General features: G+C 66.2%; 16 protein-coding genes and 1 pseudogene. 5 read left to right on the top strand and 12 right to left on the bottom strand.

Features of this window, described 5'->3' with window-relative positions:
- Positions 1-126 precede the first annotated feature (126 nt).
- A complete protein-coding gene (locus tag ACK4JY_RS07175) occupies positions 127-720 on the bottom strand; it encodes a DUF6088 family protein (protein ID WP_409604179.1) in 594 nt (197 codons plus the stop codon).
- 496 nt (positions 721-1,216) lie between these two features.
- Between ACK4JY_RS07175 and ACK4JY_RS07180 the strand changes: the two genes are divergently transcribed.
- Positions 1,217-1,516 (top strand): hypothetical protein, encoded by a 300-nt coding sequence (locus ACK4JY_RS07180; RefSeq protein WP_409604181.1) that lies wholly within the window; start codon positions 1,217-1,219, stop codon positions 1,514-1,516.
- 167 nt (positions 1,517-1,683) lie between these two features.
- Here ACK4JY_RS07180 and pnp read toward each other — a convergent pair whose 3' ends face one another.
- Both pnp and ACK4JY_RS07190 read right to left on the bottom strand, forming a co-directional pair.
- Positions 1,684-3,915, bottom strand: a complete 2,232-nt coding sequence (pnp, locus tag ACK4JY_RS07185) for a polyribonucleotide nucleotidyltransferase (RefSeq protein ID WP_409604183.1) — start codon at positions 3,913-3,915, stop codon at positions 1,684-1,686.
- Between the two features lie 289 nt (positions 3,916-4,204).
- A pseudogene (locus tag ACK4JY_RS07190) lies at positions 4,205-4,342 on the bottom strand (tRNA pseudouridine(55) synthase TruB); the annotation flags it as partial.
- 395 nt (positions 4,343-4,737) lie between these two features.
- Here ACK4JY_RS07190 and ACK4JY_RS07195 point away from each other — a divergent pair.
- Positions 4,738-5,685 carry a D-alanyl-D-alanine carboxypeptidase family protein gene (locus ACK4JY_RS07195; RefSeq protein WP_409604185.1) on the top strand — a complete coding sequence of 316 codons (948 nt, stop codon included), beginning with the start codon at positions 4,738-4,740 and terminating at the stop codon, positions 5,683-5,685.
- Between the two features lie 228 nt (positions 5,686-5,913).
- Positions 5,914-7,518, top strand: a complete 1,605-nt coding sequence (locus tag ACK4JY_RS07200; RefSeq protein ID WP_409604187.1) for a peptide chain release factor 3 — start codon at positions 5,914-5,916, stop codon at positions 7,516-7,518.
- 90 nt (positions 7,519-7,608) lie between these two features.
- Here ACK4JY_RS07200 and ACK4JY_RS07205 read toward each other — a convergent pair whose 3' ends face one another.
- Positions 7,609-8,211 (bottom strand): class I SAM-dependent methyltransferase, encoded by a 603-nt coding sequence (locus tag ACK4JY_RS07205; RefSeq protein ID WP_409604189.1) that lies wholly within the window; start codon positions 8,209-8,211, stop codon positions 7,609-7,611.
- A gap of 391 nt (positions 8,212-8,602) precedes the next feature.
- Here ACK4JY_RS07205 and ACK4JY_RS07210 point away from each other — a divergent pair, with 391 nt between their 5' ends.
- A complete protein-coding gene (locus ACK4JY_RS07210) occupies positions 8,603-10,705 on the top strand; it encodes a HelD family protein (RefSeq protein ID WP_409604191.1) in 2,103 nt (700 codons plus the stop codon).
- Positions 10,706-10,839: 134 nt separating this feature from the next.
- Positions 10,840-12,042 (top strand): MFS transporter, encoded by a 1,203-nt coding sequence (locus ACK4JY_RS07215; RefSeq protein ID WP_409604193.1) that lies wholly within the window; start codon positions 10,840-10,842, stop codon positions 12,040-12,042.
- Between the two features lie 12 nt (positions 12,043-12,054).
- Here the strand turns inward: ACK4JY_RS07215 and ACK4JY_RS07220 are convergent, their stop codons facing one another.
- The 8 genes from ACK4JY_RS07220 to ACK4JY_RS07255 all read right to left on the bottom strand — a co-directional run bounded on the left by ACK4JY_RS07220 (position 12,055) and on the right by ACK4JY_RS07255 (position 16,522).
- Positions 12,055-12,765, bottom strand: coding sequence for a spermidine synthase (locus tag ACK4JY_RS07220; RefSeq protein ID WP_409604195.1), 711 nt, complete (start codon positions 12,763-12,765; stop codon positions 12,055-12,057).
- An 80-nt stretch (positions 12,766-12,845) separates the two neighbouring features.
- Entirely contained in the window at positions 12,846-13,709 is an 864-nt protein-coding gene (locus ACK4JY_RS07225) for a class I SAM-dependent methyltransferase (RefSeq protein WP_409604196.1), read from the bottom strand.
- Positions 13,706-14,275, bottom strand: a complete 570-nt coding sequence (locus ACK4JY_RS07230; protein WP_409604198.1) for a hypothetical protein — start codon at positions 14,273-14,275, stop codon at positions 13,706-13,708. Before ACK4JY_RS07230 ends, ACK4JY_RS07225 begins: the two co-directional genes overlap by 4 nt.
- Positions 14,272-14,475, bottom strand: a complete 204-nt coding sequence (locus tag ACK4JY_RS07235; protein WP_409604200.1) for a hypothetical protein — start codon at positions 14,473-14,475, stop codon at positions 14,272-14,274. Before ACK4JY_RS07235 ends, ACK4JY_RS07230 begins: the two co-directional genes overlap by 4 nt.
- A complete protein-coding gene (locus tag ACK4JY_RS07240; protein WP_409604201.1) occupies positions 14,462-14,689 on the bottom strand; it encodes a hypothetical protein in 228 nt (75 codons plus the stop codon). The genes ACK4JY_RS07235 and ACK4JY_RS07240 overlap by 14 nt, the downstream gene beginning before the upstream one ends.
- 280 nt (positions 14,690-14,969) lie before the next feature.
- Positions 14,970-15,170 (bottom strand): hypothetical protein, encoded by a 201-nt coding sequence (locus tag ACK4JY_RS07245; protein WP_409604203.1) that lies wholly within the window; start codon positions 15,168-15,170, stop codon positions 14,970-14,972.
- A complete protein-coding gene (locus ACK4JY_RS07250; protein WP_409604205.1) occupies positions 15,167-15,382 on the bottom strand; it encodes a translation initiation factor IF-1 in 216 nt (71 codons plus the stop codon). Before ACK4JY_RS07250 ends, ACK4JY_RS07245 begins: the two co-directional genes overlap by 4 nt.
- Positions 15,383-15,673: 291 nt before the next feature.
- A complete protein-coding gene (locus tag ACK4JY_RS07255) occupies positions 15,674-16,522 on the bottom strand; it encodes a universal stress protein (protein ID WP_409604207.1) in 849 nt (282 codons plus the stop codon).
- Positions 16,523-16,753: the final 231 nt, after the last annotated feature.

Consider the following 16,753-nt stretch of genomic DNA (forward strand, 5'->3'; position numbering starts at 1 on the left):
CCTGTTGATGTCGCCGTTCTGCGGAATGCAACTGGCGAGAGCAGGTGGCTGCGGTTGTTTTCTGGCGATCAGCCTCAGGCGGTCGTCCGCGCCGCAAAGCGGTCTTCGTCCGACAGCTTGAAGGCCTCAGGCATGCGCCGCCTGACTGACAGAGCGGGCCAGCCAAGTCGGCAGGCGCGGACCCACCGAGACCAGTTCGCCAAATGCCGATGGCCCTAGCTTCCGCCTCAGGAGGGCGAGCGCCGTCCCGGCCTTCTCAGGCCCCAGCCAGGCCAGGGCGCGGACTGCCTCGCCGGCCGGACGATCGGCCAGCAGGAGTTGCCAGGCGGGTGCATGTCTGAACTCGACGGTCTGGTTGCCGAGGCTGAGCGTTCGGCTCGGCCCGCTGGTCAGATAGACTGATCGGACAGGCGCCTGGGTTGTCAGGCCGAGGGCGTTTGCCGCCGCCGCCCCGCTGGAGGCCACGACCTCTCCGCGCTGCTCGCCGACAGCCCGCACGACCTTTTCGACCGCGGGGGTTCGTACGCCGAAGCGGCCTTCTATCGGACGGACATAGAGACCCCGTCCGGCGCGAAGGAGTCTGCCTCGGCGGACAAGGCGCGACAACGCCTGATCCACGGCGGCGCGGCTGCCCAGGTGCAACAGCGACTTAGCGGCGATCGGCGTCCCTTCGGGGAGCGCCGTGGCGCGCTCCATGATCTGTTCGGCGAGAACTTGCATGGCTTGTCTGTGTCAGAAAAATAGTGCGGTTTCTGACACTCTGCAAGCGAGCGCCACTGACGGGCGCGCATAGACAAGGGAAGGGGCTCCGGCACAAGCTGAAATCCGACCGCGCCCAGCCCAAGCTGATCCTGACGGAGCCCGGCGTGGGTTACCGACTACGAGTGTAAGGGCGCTTTGAACGTCCGCGGGCCGCAGAACCGGTTCCCACGTGCCGATAAGAACTTAACCCGACGCCCGCTGAAGGACCGATCTTGACTCATCCGTGACGTTCGGAGAGTCCGCTCTCGGGTAGAGCGATGGAATCAGAAGAAGCAGCCGCACATCGAACCGATCAAGGAGCCCGGACTGTCCTGATCAGCAGACCCACCCTTCGCCGTTCCGCGCCGAAGCGGCGAAGAGTTTGGGGGGCCGCGGTTGCGTGATTTCGGCAGGGCAGGGCGGCTTTCAACCTGGCGCGGTTAACCTGTCAGTCCCGGTCGGCTATGTCGCTGGATTGACGGTCCTGATCGTGTCCTCGGCGCCGCCGTCACGGTCAAGCTCGCACCCGCCGGGAGGTGGAGGCGGCTTCGTCGCCTACGCCCATGCGCTGTGGTGGACAGCCATGCTCACCACCAGTAGCGGATCCGACTTCTGGCCCGAGACGGCCGCGAGGCGGATTCTCGCCCTCTGGCTTTCGGTCTACGGTCTGGCGGTCTTTGACAATATCACCGCCAGTTCCGTCAGCTTCTTCATCGGCCGCGACGCCGAGGCGCCCGACGCGCCGGTCGCGGGCAGCGCGATATCCCGCGATTGACGGAAGAGCTCCACGAACTGCGTCTCCTGCTGGCCCGCACGGATCACTGATCGCGCAGAGTACTGGATTCAGCCCGGGGCCAGGTCCGCCGCTGCCCGGCGGCCGGAAGGAAAAAGGCCCCGGCGTCTGCGCCGGGGCCTTCTGCGTTTCAGACGTGACGGCCCGTCTTAACGACGGCTGCGACCACGGTCACGATCGCCACCGCCGCCTTCACGCTTGGGACGGCCGCCCGTGTCGTCGGACAGCGGCGGCTCGCCGCGTTCGTCGCGTTCGGCGTTGATCTTGTCGGTGATGTCCTCGCCGGTTTCCTGATCGACGACCTTCATCGACAGCTTGGTCTTGCCGCGATCATCCATGCCGATGAACTTGACCTTCACTTCCTGACCTTCGCTCAGGACGTCGGCTGGGTTGGCGACGCGATCCAGGGCGATCTGGGACACGTGGACCAGGCCGTCCTTGGCGCCGAAGAAGTTCACGAAGGCGCCGAAGTCGACGACCTTCACGACCTTGCCCGAATAGATCATGCCGGGCTCGGGCTCGGACACGATGGAGGTGATCCAGGCCTTGGCGGCGTCGATCTTTTCCTGGTCCGAGGCGGCGATCTTCACCGTGCCGTCGTCCTCGATGTTGACCTTGGCGCCGGTCTTTTCGACGATCTCGCGGATGATCTTGCCGCCCGTGCCGATGATGTCGCGGATCTTGTCGACCGGGACCTTGATGGCCTCGATCTTGGGCGCGTACTCGCCCAGTTCGGTGCGGGCGCCGTCGATGGCCTTGTCCATCTCGTCGAGGATGTGCAGACGGCCGGCCGAGGCCTGGGCGATCGCCTTGCGCATGATCTCTTCGGTGATGCCGGCGACCTTGATGTCCATCTGCAGCGAGGTGATGCCTTCGCGCGTGCCGGCCACCTTGAAGTCCATGTCGCCGAGGTGATCTTCGTCACCCAGGATATCGGACAGGATGGCGAACTCGCCTGACGGCTCCAGGATAAGGCCCATGGCGATGCCAGACACCGGGCGAACCAGCGGCACGCCCGCGTCCATCAGCGCCAGCGAGGCGCCGCAGACCGTGGCCATCGACGACGAGCCGTTGGACTCGGTGATCTCCGAGACGATGCGGATCGTATAGGGGAAATCTTCCGACGACGGCAGCATCGGGCGGATCGCCCGCCAGGCCAGCTTGCCGTGACCGATTTCCCGACGGCTGGAGCCGCCCATCCGCCCGGTCTCGCCGACCGAATAGGGAGGGAAGTTGTAGTGGAGAAGGAACTTCTCCTTGTACGTCCCGGCCAGGGCGTCGACGTACTGTTCGTCCTCGCCGGTGCCGAGGGTAGCGACGACGATGGCCTGGGTTTCACCGCGGGTGAACAGGGCAGAGCCGTGGGTGCGCGGGAAGATGCCGACTTCCGAGACGATGTCGCGGACCTTGTCGAGGGCGCGCCCGTCAACCCGGTGACCGTTCTCGATGATGTCGCGGCGCAGGACGTGGGCCTCGCATTCCTTGAAAGCGGTGGAGAATTTGGAGGCGTCGAAGCCGTCCGGGTTCTCGTCGGTCTTCACCAGCTTGGCGGCGGCGGCCTTCTTGGCCGCGTCGACGCCGTTGCGGCGCTCGTATTTGCCGACGTGGGTGTAGGCGGTCTTGATGTCCTCGCCCACCAGCTTCTGGATCGCGGCGACGACGTCGGAGTGGTCCTCGGCCTGGAAGTCGAACGGCTCCTTGGCGGCGTGTTCGGCCATGTCGATGATGGCCTCGATCACTGGCTGCATGCCGCGATGGGCGAACATCAGGGCGTTCAGCATGATCTCTTCCGACAGCTCCCTGGCTTCGGATTCGACCATCATCAGGGCGTCCTGGGTGCCGGCGACGACGAGGTCGAGCTGGCTGTCGGGCATCTGGTCGAGGGTCGGGTTGAGCACCATCTCGCCATCGACGTAGCCGACGCGGGCGCAGCCGATCGGACCCATGAAGGGCACGCCCGAGAGGGTGAGGGCGGCCGAGGCAGCGATCATGCCCAGCACGTCCGGGTCGTTCTCGAGGTCATGCTGGAGGACGGTGACGACGACCTGGGTCTCGTTGCGGAAACCCTTGACGAACAGCGGGCGGATCGGGCGGTCGATCAGGCGGGAGACCAGGGTCTCCTTCTCGGTCGGACGGCCTTCACGCTTGAAATAGCCGCCCGGGATCTTGCCGGCGGCGAAGGTCTTTTCCTGGTAGTTGACGGTCAGGGGGAGGAAATCCATCCCCGGCTTGGTCTGGCGGGCGAAGACGACGGTGGCCAGGACCACGGTCTCGCCATAGGTCGCCAGCACGGCGGCGTCGGCCTGACGGGCGATGCGCCCGGTTTCGAGGGTCAGCGGGCGTCCGGCCCAGTCGATCGTCTTGCGTTTGATATCGAACATTTTTCTCTTTCATATCCCGCGGGCGGATTCCGCGCGGGGTCCCATCAGTGGGTGGAGCGTCGGGCGTTCAGTCCTTCGATCCGGGGGTCGCCGCGCCATCGCGACAGACCCGGGAGGTGTGAGGACCGGTATGCAGCCCTCGCGTCAGTTATTGGGAACCCGAATCACGGCTGCGGCGCGAGCGCCTTCGCCGACCGGGTTCCTGCGCCGTATTCGTCCCGCGGCGCGCGGGTGCTTCTGGATACGAGGGTCTGCACTGAAAAAACCGAAACAGCTCCGGAGCCGTGCGAACGCGGCTCTTTAGCGTTTCGACCTGTCTGGGGGGCAGAACGATCGGCCGTCCCTGCCGAAGCAAGAAGGCACCTTGATCCTTTATGGCCAGCTTCGGGGTGTCGTCCAGAGCGGAAGCAACGGGAAGCAAGCCTTCCAAGGCAGCCTCCCTATGCAACAGATCGGTCAGAAAATCCAGCCATACGGCGTTTTGTCGAGAATGGTCCGACCCGTAAGCGAGGTGTTGTCAGCCAAGATGATCGAAGGCTGGCTTTCGCCCCGGCGCGTCACTCATTGGAGGCAGCGGTCATCGGTCTGTTGGAAATACTTGCCGCGGCACGACGAGGAGGCTTCCAAAGTTCATGTACTGGGCCTGAAGGCCGCGTTCAAATCGGGCGCGGGGCGTTTGGTGTGAGAGCGCCCGCCACGAAGATGTGAGAGCCGGACAAGGCTTCGGGTCTTAACCTTCGATTAGGCCTGAGGGATAACCCTCGCATCAAATCACGACACACATTCAGGCCTGCCCATGCGGGGCGGGCGAAAGGACCCCCTATGTGGAAGACCCTGCGCCGTTCACGGCTCTTGATCGGCCTTGCCTTGTTCGGCGCGATTTCGCCGCCCGCCTGGAGTGGGGGCTTCCCGGCACAGGCTGACACGCCTGAGCGCTATGCTGCGATCGTCATCAATGCGGAGACTGGCGAGGTGCTGTTCGCGCGCCACGCTGACGATGCGCGCTACCCCGCCTCGATCACCAAGGTGATGACGCTGTACATGCTGTTCGACGCGATGGCTCAAGGCCATGTGCGGCCGACCGACCGCATCCAGATGACTGCGCGCGGGGCGAGTCAGCCGCCCTCGAAGTTGGGCCTGGCGGCAGGGCAGACCTTGTCGGTGGACGAGGCGATCCAGGCTCTCGCCGTCCGGTCAGCAAACGATGTGGCGGTTGCAGTGGCGGAGCATCTGTCCGGTTCAGTGGAGGCCTTCGCGATCGCCTCGACGGAAAAGGGCAGGACACTGGGTCTCAGCCGGACCCGTTTCGTCAATCCTCACGGCCTGCCAGACTCCCGACACGTGTCCTCTGCACACGACCTCGTGCGCCTGAGCCACGCCGTGATGAGAGACTTCCCCCAGTATTACGGATATTTCGGTCAGAGGGAGTGGGGTTTCGAGGGGCGGGTGCTCCGGAACACGAACGGCCTGCTGCATGCGGACCCGTCGATCGACGGGCTGAAAACCGGTTTCACTCGCGCTTCAGGCTACAATCTGGCAGCGACCTCCACTCAGGACGGGCGGAGGCTGATCACCGTCGTTCTCGGCGGTCGAACCAGCCAGAGCCGCAACGCCCATGTCGCCGACCTGATGCGGACCGGGTTCGAGGCGGAGAGAATAAGAGCTTCCGGAACGCTCGACGGCGACAGCCAAGCCTTTTTCGAGGCGCGCGGATACGGCCTGGACGACGCAAGCGCCGACGGACCGGTTCCTTACCTATCGACGCGCTGAAGAAGGGGGCGCTGTAGCCGCTACACAGCCGGCGGGCGACCGCCTATATTGAGAGGCGGCCAGCCGCTGGGCACCGCGGCTGGCCTTTGAGGTGAAGCGCCCGAGGCGCTTCCGGATCCAACCCGATCCCGTTCCAACCGACGCTGTGTCCCCGCGGCGGCTTGCGAACCGACGGCGATCTTGGCTCCGATCTGCGGATCGGCCGGCGTGTGACGAAAGAGGGCCCCTTTGACCAACATCCACGAGCGCCATGCCGGCGTGAACGTCGAGTATCTTCGACGCCGGACGTTCGCGATCATCTCCCATCCGGACGCGGGCAAGACCACACTCACCGAGAAGCTGCTGCTGTTCGGCGGCGCCATCCGTCTGGCCGGTCAGGTGAAGGCGCGGGGCGATCGGCGGCGCGCCCATTCGGACTGGCTGAAGATCGAGCAGCAGCGCGGGATCTCCGTCACCAGTTCGGCGATGACGTTCGAATGGGGGGACTGCGTCTTCAACCTGCTCGACACCCCCGGGCACGAAGACTTCAGCGAAGACACCTACCGGACCCTGACCGCCGTCGACAGCGCGATCATGGTGCTGGACGCCGCCAAGGGCATCGAAAGCCAGACCCTCAAACTCCTGGAGGTCTGTCGCCTGAGGGATATTCCGATCCTGACCTTCATCAACAAGATCGACCGCGAGAGCCGCGATCCTCTCGCGCTTATGGACGAGGTTGCGTCGACGCTCGCCCTCGACGTCAGCCCGATGACCTGGCCGATCGGAACCGGCGGCCTGTTCCAGGGCTGTCTCGACTTGCGGACGCTTGAACTTCAGCGCCCGGACGGCACAGCAACCGGAGCCTTGGGCGAGAGCATCAGGATCAAGGATTTGCGGGGCTGTCGTCTGAACGAGTTTCTGGACGATCAGACGGCTGAACGGTTGCGGGGTGAAGTCGACCTGATCACCGGCGGATATGCACCGTGGTCGCCTTCCGCCTTCAAAGCCGGGACCACGACACCCGTCTATTTCGGCAGCGCCCTGAAGAATTTCGCGGTGGAGCCGCTCCTGAGAGGCCTGAAGGAATTCGCGCCTGCGCCCCAGCCCCAGACGGCCGACACACGCGAGGTCCGGCCCGGCGAGGACGCCGTGACCGGCTTCATCTTCAAGGTCCAGGCGAACATGGACCGAAACCATCGCGACCGCATGGCTTTCATGCGGGTTTGTTCGGGCCGGTTCGTCCGCGGCATGCGTCTGGAGCAGGTCCGGACCGGACGCGGCATCAGCGTTCACAGCCCGACCTTCTTTCTCGCCCAGGAGCGAGAGCGGGCCGAAGAAGCCTGGGCCGGCGACATTCTGGGCATACCGAACCACGGCGTCCTGCAGGTCGGCGACACCTTGACCGAGGGTGAGGCACTTCGCTTCCGGGGCCTGCCCGCGTTCGCGCCTGAGATCATAAGACGGGTTCGGCTGGACGAGCCCCTGAAGATGAAGCAGCTGCGCAAGGCGCTGAACGAGCTTGCCGACGAAGGCGTGATGCGTCTGTTCACGACAGAGATCGGCTCGCAAATCCTGATTGGCGTGGTCGGACAGCTACAACTGGACGTCCTGCTGAGCCGGATCCAGACGGAGTATGATATCCAGGCCGGCGTCGAGGCGCCCCCTCAACAGGTCGCGCGGTGGGTCTCCGGACCCCGGGCGGACCTGGATCTGTTCCTGGCCCAGAACCGAGCCAGCCTGGCGCGTGACCGCCAAGGCGACGCCGTCTACCTTGCGCGCAGCCAATGGGATCTCGACTATGCGGAACAAAACTGGCCGCAGCTCGCCTTCAGCAGAACCCGAGAGATCGGGTGACGTTTGCGCCGAAGACAGCGGCGCGGGTTATGAACGGAAATGCCCAGTTTAGCGGCGCCGGCTTGGCGCTTGTCGGCCAGCGAGACTTGGTCAGCGCTTCAGAAAGATCGCGGTCTGGTCTCCAACGGATTGGAGCTGCCAATCCCTCGCGCCGGCGATCCAGATTATGGTTTCTTCCCTGAGGAAAATTACGTGGCTCGGCGGGCGGCGGTAGTACCAGTCGGCGAAGCCGTTATCGTCCCGGAGCAGCCGGGTCATCAGGCCCAGCCGGCCTCCGGGTTTGAGCAGGGCGTCGAGCCGGGCGAAGACCTCTCGGGGGTGATGCAGATGCTCCACGACCTCCGTGCAGGTGATGAAATCATAGCTGTCCGCGAGGGCCTCAGGGTCCGGGCGGTAGAGCGGGTCGTAGTCCCGCATCTTGTAGCCGCGCTCGCGCAGCATCACCGACAGGGCGGGCCCAGGACCGCAGCCGAAATCGAGGCCGCTGGCGCCCGCCGCCAGACCCTCGCACAGCGGCGCGGCCAGTCGGTCGAGGAAGGCCCTGTAGCGGGGGTCCGCCGGATCATTCCGGTGCAGTTCGTATTCGGCCCGCTCCTCGGCCAGCGACGGCAGCTGTCCGGCGTCGAGGAAGGTCAGGAAGCAGTCGCGGCAGCGGTGATAGGTCCGGCCCTCGACCTCGGCGAAAAACTCCACCGCGCGCCCATCGCAGAGCGGACAGCGGTGCGCGGCGCCGGCGGCGCTCAAGCGGGCGTTCCCCGGCTGTCGATGTCCCGCCAGAGGCGGGTCCGGCGCCTTCTATCCACGCAGACCTCCCGGTCGGTTCTCCGGACGGCGCCTCATCACGCCTGCCACGATCGCGGCCCTCACATAGCAGAATCCAGGTGTCTCGTGATCAGCATCGCGGCAGCGCGGTTGGCGCCGGGAAGCGCCCCGGCTAGACTGGAGGTCGATCAGGCGCGGCGTCGCCGGTCTCAACCCTGATATTCAGGACGTCATCGCGCGGACACGAGCTGGCACGGCCGAGCCCCGCGCCGGCCGCGACCGCGGTGGCGACACCCGACTTTTTCACGCACCGGCGGCGTCTATGAAAACTGAAGTTCAAGCTCAACCGGCCGCTGGCGTCTCCGCCGCCGCAGAGGCGGAGGGCCATCGTCTTGAAGCCTGCCACCAGGCCATCCGGCAGACGCTGGCGGTGATCAGCAGCCGGCTGACCGACTACGCCCGCGAGATCCGCGAGACCAAGGAATATATGTGGGAGGCGCGGCGCGACCTCGACCACATCGACAAGATCGCCATGCACCAGGTCATCGAGCAAAAGAGCCGCTCGGCGGAGGTGCTGGCCGACCGTCGCAAGAAGCTGGGGAAGACGCTGGCCTCGCCCTATTTCGGGCGGTTCGACTTCGCCCGGGACGTCGCCCCCGACGCGGGCGCAGAGCCCTTCTACGTCGGCATCCACGACTTCCGTGACGAAGAGAGCGGCGACACATGGGTGCATGACTGGCGGGCCCCGATCTCATCGGTGTTCTACGACTTCGAGACCGGGCCGGCCCACTATGACGCGCCCGGTGGAGAGGTGAAGGGGCGCGTCGCGCTCAAGCGCCAGTTCCGCATCAAGAACGGCCGGATGGAGCTGATGCTCGATACCGGCGTCAACATCGTCGACGACGTGCTGCAGGACGAACTGGGCCGCGCCTCCGACGACGGCATGAAGAACATTGTCGCCACCATCCAGCGCGACCAGAACGCCATCGTCCGCGACGCCGACGTCCACACCCTGATCATCCAGGGGGTGGCGGGTTCGGGGAAGACGTCGATCGCCCTGCACCGGATCGCGTTTCTGCTCTACCGCTTCAAGGAGACGCTGGCGTCGAAGGACATACTGATCATCTCACCCAACCGCGTCTTCGCCGACTACATCGGCAATGTCCTGCCTGAACTGGGCGAAGAACAGGTGCGCGAGATCGGCATGGAAACCCTGGCCGACGATCTGCTGGAAGGAAAACACCGCTTCCAGACCTTCTTCGAACAGGCGGCGCAGATCTATGAGGGCGGCAACGAGGGGCTGAACCAGCGGATCGCCGTCAAGGGCTCGCTGGCCTTCCTTGAACAGATCGACGCTTATGTCGAACATCTGGAAGCCCGTTCCTTCGAGGCCGTCAGCTGGCGCTCGGGGACCGCGATCGTGCCCGACTGGCACCTCGCCGAGGCGTGGCAGAAGCATCGGGGCCTCTCGACCACCCAGCGGATCGCCGAGGTGGTCGGCGCCACCGAGCACAAGATCTATCTGCACTACCGGCGCGAACTGCGGACCGATGAGCGCAAGGACCTGCGCCAGGCGGTGCGGAGCATGGCCCGGCCGATCGCCCTGAAGACCGCCTACAAGGGGCTGTTCGACTGGCTAGACCAGCCCGAGCTCTACCGGCCGAAGGGCGCGGTGTTGGAATATGCCGACGTCTTTCCGCTGATCCATCTGAAGATGCGGCTGGGCGGGCTGGACAATCCTCATCGGGAGACCAAGCATCTGCTGATCGACGAGATGCAGGATTACACTCCCGTCCAGTATGCGGTTCTGGCGAAGCTGTTCCCCTGCAAAAAGACCATCCTCGGCGACGCCACCCAGGCCGTGAACCCGTTCGGAGCCTCGGCCGCCGAAGACATCCAGAAGATCCTGCGCGCCACAGCGCCGGTGAAGCTGCAGCGCAGCTATCGCTCGACCTGGGAGATCATGCAGTTCGCGCTGGGCGTTTCGCCCAACCCCGAGCTCATTCCGATGAAGCGGCATGGCGAGGCGCCGGAGGTCCTCGTCTGCGCGGGCGAGGCGCAGGCTGCGGAGCGGTTGCACGAAGAGCTGCAGGCCTTCGAGACCTCCGATCACCGCAGTCTGGCGATCATCGTCAAGACGCAGAAACAGGCCCGAAAACTGCACGACGCCCTGGTGGCGAAGGGGGACGAGGTGCGGCTTCTGGACGTGGACAGCACGGACTTTTCGACCGGAGCGGTGATCTGTACCGCCCACCTCGCCAAGGGCCTGGAGTTCGACCGCGTCGTCATCCCCGACGCCAGCGCCCGCGTCTATCAGACCGATCTGGACCGAAACCTGCTCTACGTCGCCTGCACCCGGGCGATGCACCGGCTGACCGTGATCTCGCCCGGGGCGCCCTCGCCGCTGCTGCCGGAACAGGTTTGATCAGCCGGGCATCATTGGCGCCCGTGACGGCGGGATTCTTTGGACCGTGATCATGCCAAGGGCGTTGCACGCATGAACATTCGCCCGCCCCCCGGTTCGGCGTGCACCCCCGAACACACGAGACCTGCATCACGATGAGTTTCCTGTCGCTCCTCCGCCGGGATCGCGACGTCCTCGCCTTCGGCTTCGCCTTCACCTTCGCATCGAGTCTCGGACAAACGTTCTTCATCTCCCTGTTCGTGCCGAGCCTGTCGCAGGCCGTGGCGGTGGGAGAGCCGCTCATGGCCGTCCTGTATGGAGCGGCTACGGTCGCCAGCGCCCTGTGCCTGCCCGCGCTGGGCCGCCGGCTGGACGACACCGACCTTCTGCGCTTCTCTGTCTGGGTCCTGCTCGCCCTCGCGATCGGAGGCCTGGTGCTGGCGACGGCGACCCAGGTGGCGATGCTGGCGGCCGGTCTCTTTCTCCTGCGGCTCGCCGGGCAGGGGCTGATGTCGCACATCGCCCTGACCGGCGCCGCCCGCTTCTTTGAGGAGCATCGCGGCAAGGCGCTGTCCCTGACGGGTCTGGGGCATGCGGCTGGCGAAGGGGTCTTGCCTCTCACGGTGGTCGTGCTGATCGCCTGGCTGGACTGGCGCTGGGCCATGGCTTTGTGTTGCCTCGTTCTGGCCGGGGTCATCGCGCCCGCGGCTATGGCGCTGGTCCGGCGAAACGCGAAATTCCGGTGCCCCCTCGCCACGCTCGTCGGCGTGGAATCGAGGAAGCGCGCCTCAAGCGCGCTGCTGTCTGATCCCGAGTTCTGGCGGCTCCTGCCGCTGCTGGTCGCCAGTCCCTTCACCATCACAGCGCTGATTTTCCATCAGGGCTGGCTGGCCGGGAGCCTGGGACTGCCGTTGGCCGTGTTCGCCGCCGCCTTTGTCGGCTTCGCCCTGATCCAGGCGCCGACAGGATTCCTGTCGGGAGCGGTCGTCGACCGGATCGGATCCCGGCGGGTGCTGCAGCTGCACGTGGCTCCCTTCATCGCGGGCGTTCTGCTGCTCGCGGTCTTCGGGAACGGCTGGGCGGTGTGGGCCTTCCTCGCCCTCGCCGGCGTGACCAACGCCGCCGGGGCCCTGCTACGAACCTCCATGGTCGCCGAGCTCGTGACGCCCGACCGGCTGGGGGCGGCGCGCAGTCTGGTGAGCGCCTGCATGGTCGTCTCCACCGCGGCGGGGCCTGCCGTCTATGGACTGTTCATCGCCGCCGGGCTCGAGCCCCCCGCGGTGCTGCTGACGGCCGCACTGAGCCTGGCCCTGTGTGTGTTGCCGACCATCAGATGGCGAAAACTGTTTCGGGTTTGAGGACCTGCAGGCTCAACCGCGAGCGCGGTAGATCGTGCACCGGGAGGCCTCGCCCGACAGCGGATTGGGAAACGCGACCTCGACCGCGTCCGTCTGGGCGAAGACGGCGGCCAGCCGCTCCTGGAACCGCGGATCCGGGCGATCATCCGACCAGAGGGCGAAGACGCCCTCGGGCCGGAGGGCTTCGCGAAGGCGACCCAGGGCGGCCTCGCCGTAGAAGTCGGCGTGGGCCGGCGCGAGCCAGCGGTCGGGAGCGTGGTCGATGTCGAGAAGTATGGCGTCCCACCGCCGGTCCGGGGCCGCCATGAGGGCGAAGAAGTCGACGTGGCGGAACCGGCATCGAGGGTCGGCGCTGAGGGCCGCGCCGAAGGGCGTCAGGCCTTCCTGGTGCCAGGCGATCACCGGTTCAAGATATTCCGCCACCTCGACGCTGGCGACGCGGGGGTCCGCCAGGGCGGCCCGGGCCGTATAGCCGAGCCCCAGCCCGCCCACCAACACGTCAAGCGCGCCGCCGTCCAGCCAGGCGAGCCCCAGCTCCGCCAGCCGCGTCTCGCCGACGGTGAACAGGCTCGACATCAGATGTTCGTCGCCCAGCATCACTTCGTAGACGTCCGCGTCGATCGCCGAGACCCAGCGGCGACGCAGCGACACAGGGCCGATCGGGGTCGGGCGGTAGTCCAGCTCCTCGACGAGTCGCCGGGCGGGTTTGTCAGAGTCAGCCATGGGCGCACTCGCTGCAAAAGGCGAGCAGGCAGCTTGGAAGGTTCCACCGACAGTCTTCCCTTTGTCCAAGGCTCAACGGGTCAGTCATGTCGCACCGCCTTGCAGGCGACCATCCACATATTGTCGCTGGTCGGGAGCCGGAAGGTCGGACCGAACTCTTCGATCCTCAGCCCCGCCTCCGTGACGAACCGGGACAGGGTTCGGGGCGTGAAATAGTTCACATGGTCGGGGAACCTCAGACCGCACCAGCGGGCGCCGGTGATCTGGCGGTTCAGGCTGGCGTAGTTCGGCACCTTGATCACCGCCACCCCGCCCGGCGCGAGGGCGGCGTAGCACGCTTCCAGGATGGGTCCGGGGTTGATGTCATGCTCCAGGAACGACCGCATGATGATGGCGGAGAAGACGTTGGGACTCAGTCGCCTGAGCCCGCTCAGGGCGTCGGCGTTGACGACGCGGCCGCCGCGATCGGCGAGCAAGTCCTGGGCCTCCGCCGCCAGCGCCTCGGAGATCTCGATGCCGAGCGGAACGAACTGAGCCGGCAGCTCCGCCAACTGGTTTCCGCTGCCACAGCCCACGTCGACGACCTGGCCCGGAGCCGCGAACCGTTCGACCAGCGCCACGGCGTTCTTGCGCGGCAGGGGACGGAATCCGCGCAACGCGTTCCGCGCCCGGACTTCGGTGCGACTCAGTCCTTCGTGGCGGCGTTCGTTCTCCGCGCCGTGCTGCTTTTCCCAGGCGAAATTGACGAACAGCTCCGAGATGTCGGGCGCCCGCTCGAGATAGACCATCTCGCACTGCGAACAGGCCTTCATGGGCCAGGCCTCGGGGCTCTCCGGCAATCGCTGGAGCGCCTGGTTGTCGGTCCCGCACAGCGGGCAGACGCGCGTGACGGCCCTCGTCTCCGACGGTTCCGGCGGCGGCGCGGCGAGTGTCACCATGGTCATGCGAGCGCCTTCACAAAGGCGGGGCGCAACTGCACCACCGGATATTCCGCGGCCTCCTCCAGCTCGCAGATTGCGAACGAATCCAGCACGAAGCGCACGTCGCGCCTTGCGGGCCGCTGTCGGGCAAGGCGCAGGTCGCTGAAGAGCCGTCGGCCCAGCCTGCGGTACTCTGAGAAAAGCTCCGACCTGTCCGCGCCCATGATGCGGGCCAGCTCTACAATACTCGTCCGGGCGTCCGGCAGCCGGGCGTGAGCCTTCAGTATCGGCGTTACGGCGTCGCGCAGCGTCGGCGGCAGGGCGAGCAGCACGTCACGGTATTCCTCGACGGAGGGCCAGCCGTCGACGTCGCGGCGCGAAGCGAAACCGGCGAGCCGCGCCTGGAGCGCGACTTCCATCGCCTGCACAGCCTCGTCCACAGTGTCGGCGTTGAGGTGATGAATTCGCGCCATACCGGCGTAGGCGATCGCGGTCGCCACCCCGCCCTTGTCGGCGGCGACGATACGGTAGTGATGGAAGGCCTGGTCGGCCTGTCGCGTGGGCAGGGCGCGGGAAAGGGTGGTTGTCATGCGCGCCTCCGCGGGTCGGTCGTGGGAATGCCGAGCCGACGGCGGGCTTGGGCCATTCGCTCGCTCAGGTCCGCGTCCGGGATGTCGAGAAGCATGGGCGCGATGCGCCGCGCCTCTTCCAGGGTGGCGGCGGGTTTGATCCGCAACACATTGCCGATCATCAGGGTGGCCGAGGGGCCGACGGTCCTAGCGAAAGACATCGGCCCCTCCCGTTAGCAGGGCCTTGGCGTCGCTGGTGTCGAGGACCAGCGCCAGGGTCTGGTCGTCGATGGTGCGGGCGGTGGTGCGAAGCTGCTCCGCCACCTGATCCATGCGCCACACCAGCTCGCGCAGCTTGACGCGAAGCGCCTGCGTCGGCTCCGGCGCGGCAAGGGGTTCAGGATCGGTGCAAGATAGAGGTTGGACAACGTCCATCGGTTCTCCTTCTCCAACGCGGCCAGGCCGCGAACGAGAGGAACCGCGATCCGCGCAAGCGCGGGCCGAACGACGTGTCCGTCCTCAAGCAAACCTTCATCGCGATCAGCGACGAGAGCGGAGATACAGCGTCGTTCGAAACAGCTGGGCCGTTCGGAGCGCGATGCTCTCAGGTTGCAATAAGGTGGACACCCGGATTTTCGGGGATCCCGGCCCCCAGGGGCCAAGGCGGCCTTTCTATCGAACTTCACCGATGAAGGAAAGCACCGCGCGATCTGAGTCAGAGCAACAAGTCGGCAGGGCGGTAGCGGAACGGATCTGTCAGCGACGCTGACGACAGAAAGCGGAGCAGGTGGGGTTCTTCGACGCATTCAAGTTGGAAGACGAGGCCGCGCCCGGTCACCCGCCAACGGCGGTGCGGCGCCGACTGTTCCTGAAAGACGTCGCCGATGGAGGTGTCGGGCTCCGGCTTGTCGGTCATCGCAGGACCTCCAGGATGCGTCCGCGCTCCTCGTCATAGTGCGTCATCTCCAGCACCACGCGATCGCCGGGCAGGGGGCGGGCCGTCCGACGGGCCTTGCTGGACAGCTGCGCAAGAACCCGCGCACCCTCATCCATGTCCACGCGAAAGCGGCTCTGGGGGAGGATTTCGAAAACGACGCCCTCGCGCGTGAAGGTGGCTTCCTTCGCCATCGGTATCTCCAGTTCCATCAGCCCGTCGGCCTCGCAGGAGGCGGGTTCAGGCGGCCGATGGAGCAAGCGCGACCGGAAGAGGGTAAGCGCGGCGCCGTCGAGTCGCAGCTCAGACGGGCGGCGGCCCGCAGCGGGCGTCCAACGCCAACATAGGCCGTCGTGGGGGCTCTGTGTAGGGCGTTAGGTGCGCCAGTGCCGCATCTGGCGCTTGACCGGACTGTGAAGCCGGCGCGCCGGAGGCGCGCCGAAGCGCTCGTCCCGCGCTGCGAAGGAGACGGTCACCCGTTCGCCCTAGCGGAACAGCAGGACGGGGAGGTTGGCGATGCGGATCATCGCCGTCGTGGTGCTGCCGATGATGAACCGCCGGATCGGCGAATGGCCGTAAGCGCCCATGACCAGCAGGTCGATGCCATGGTCGCGGGCATAGACCTCGATCACCGCCTCGGGCTCGCCCGGCCGTTCGACGACTTCGTGCGGCCCGCCCCATTCCGCCAGCCGGGTGCGCGCCCAGGACAGATGCGGGTCGTCGGCCTTCGGCTTGCCGGCGTGCACCAGATGGCATTCGTACGCCGTGAAGGCCGGGTCGGAGAGCAGGAAGTCGACCGCCTTGCGCGAGCTGGATCCGCCGTCGAAGGCGATCAGCAGCTTGCGGATCGGGCGGAATTCGCGCGACGCGACGAGGACTGGCAGGTGGCTGGCGCGGACCACCTGTTCGACCGAGCCGCCGAGGTGCAGTTTGGCGAAGTCGGCGTGCTCCCCGCGCTTGCCCAGCACCACCAGACGGGCATCCTCTTCGAGTTCGTGGACCGTATCGACGAGGCCGCCGTGGCGCAGCGCCGTGGTGACCCCGGCGACGCCCTGGTCCCGGACCCGCTTTTCGGCTTCTTCGAGGATCGCCCGGCCACGTTCCATACGAAGTCGGCCGCGTTGCTCGTCGAGACTGGCGAGCTGTTCCAGCAGATGCTCCGAGGCTCCCAGACCGATGCTGCCCGAAACATCCGTCGGCACGGCGTCCGGAGCCCGGTCCAGGACGTGCAGCAGCTGGACGTCGGTCTTGAGCTGGGTCGACGCCCATGCCGCGTGATCGCAGACACTGGAACTGTAGAGGGAGGCGTCGATACAGGCGAGTACCTTGGTCATGGGCGTTTCCTTCAGTTCGGCGGGCGTTCTGTCGCGCCCTGTCGAGGGGGCGGCGGCCTGAAATCAGGCCGCCATGCTCTGGAAACCGGAACGAGCGCGTTCGGTGTCGGTGATATAGTCACGGGTCAGCGGGACCGTGTCCACGCGCTTGGCCAACTGGATCTGGAAATTCATATGGCCCTGGTGGCGGAACGACATCTCGCTGGCGGCGAGGTAGAACTCCCACATCCG

It is taken from the genome of Brevundimonas sp., assembly GCF_046295595.1.
Lineage (GTDB): Bacteria > Pseudomonadota > Alphaproteobacteria > Caulobacterales > Caulobacteraceae > Brevundimonas.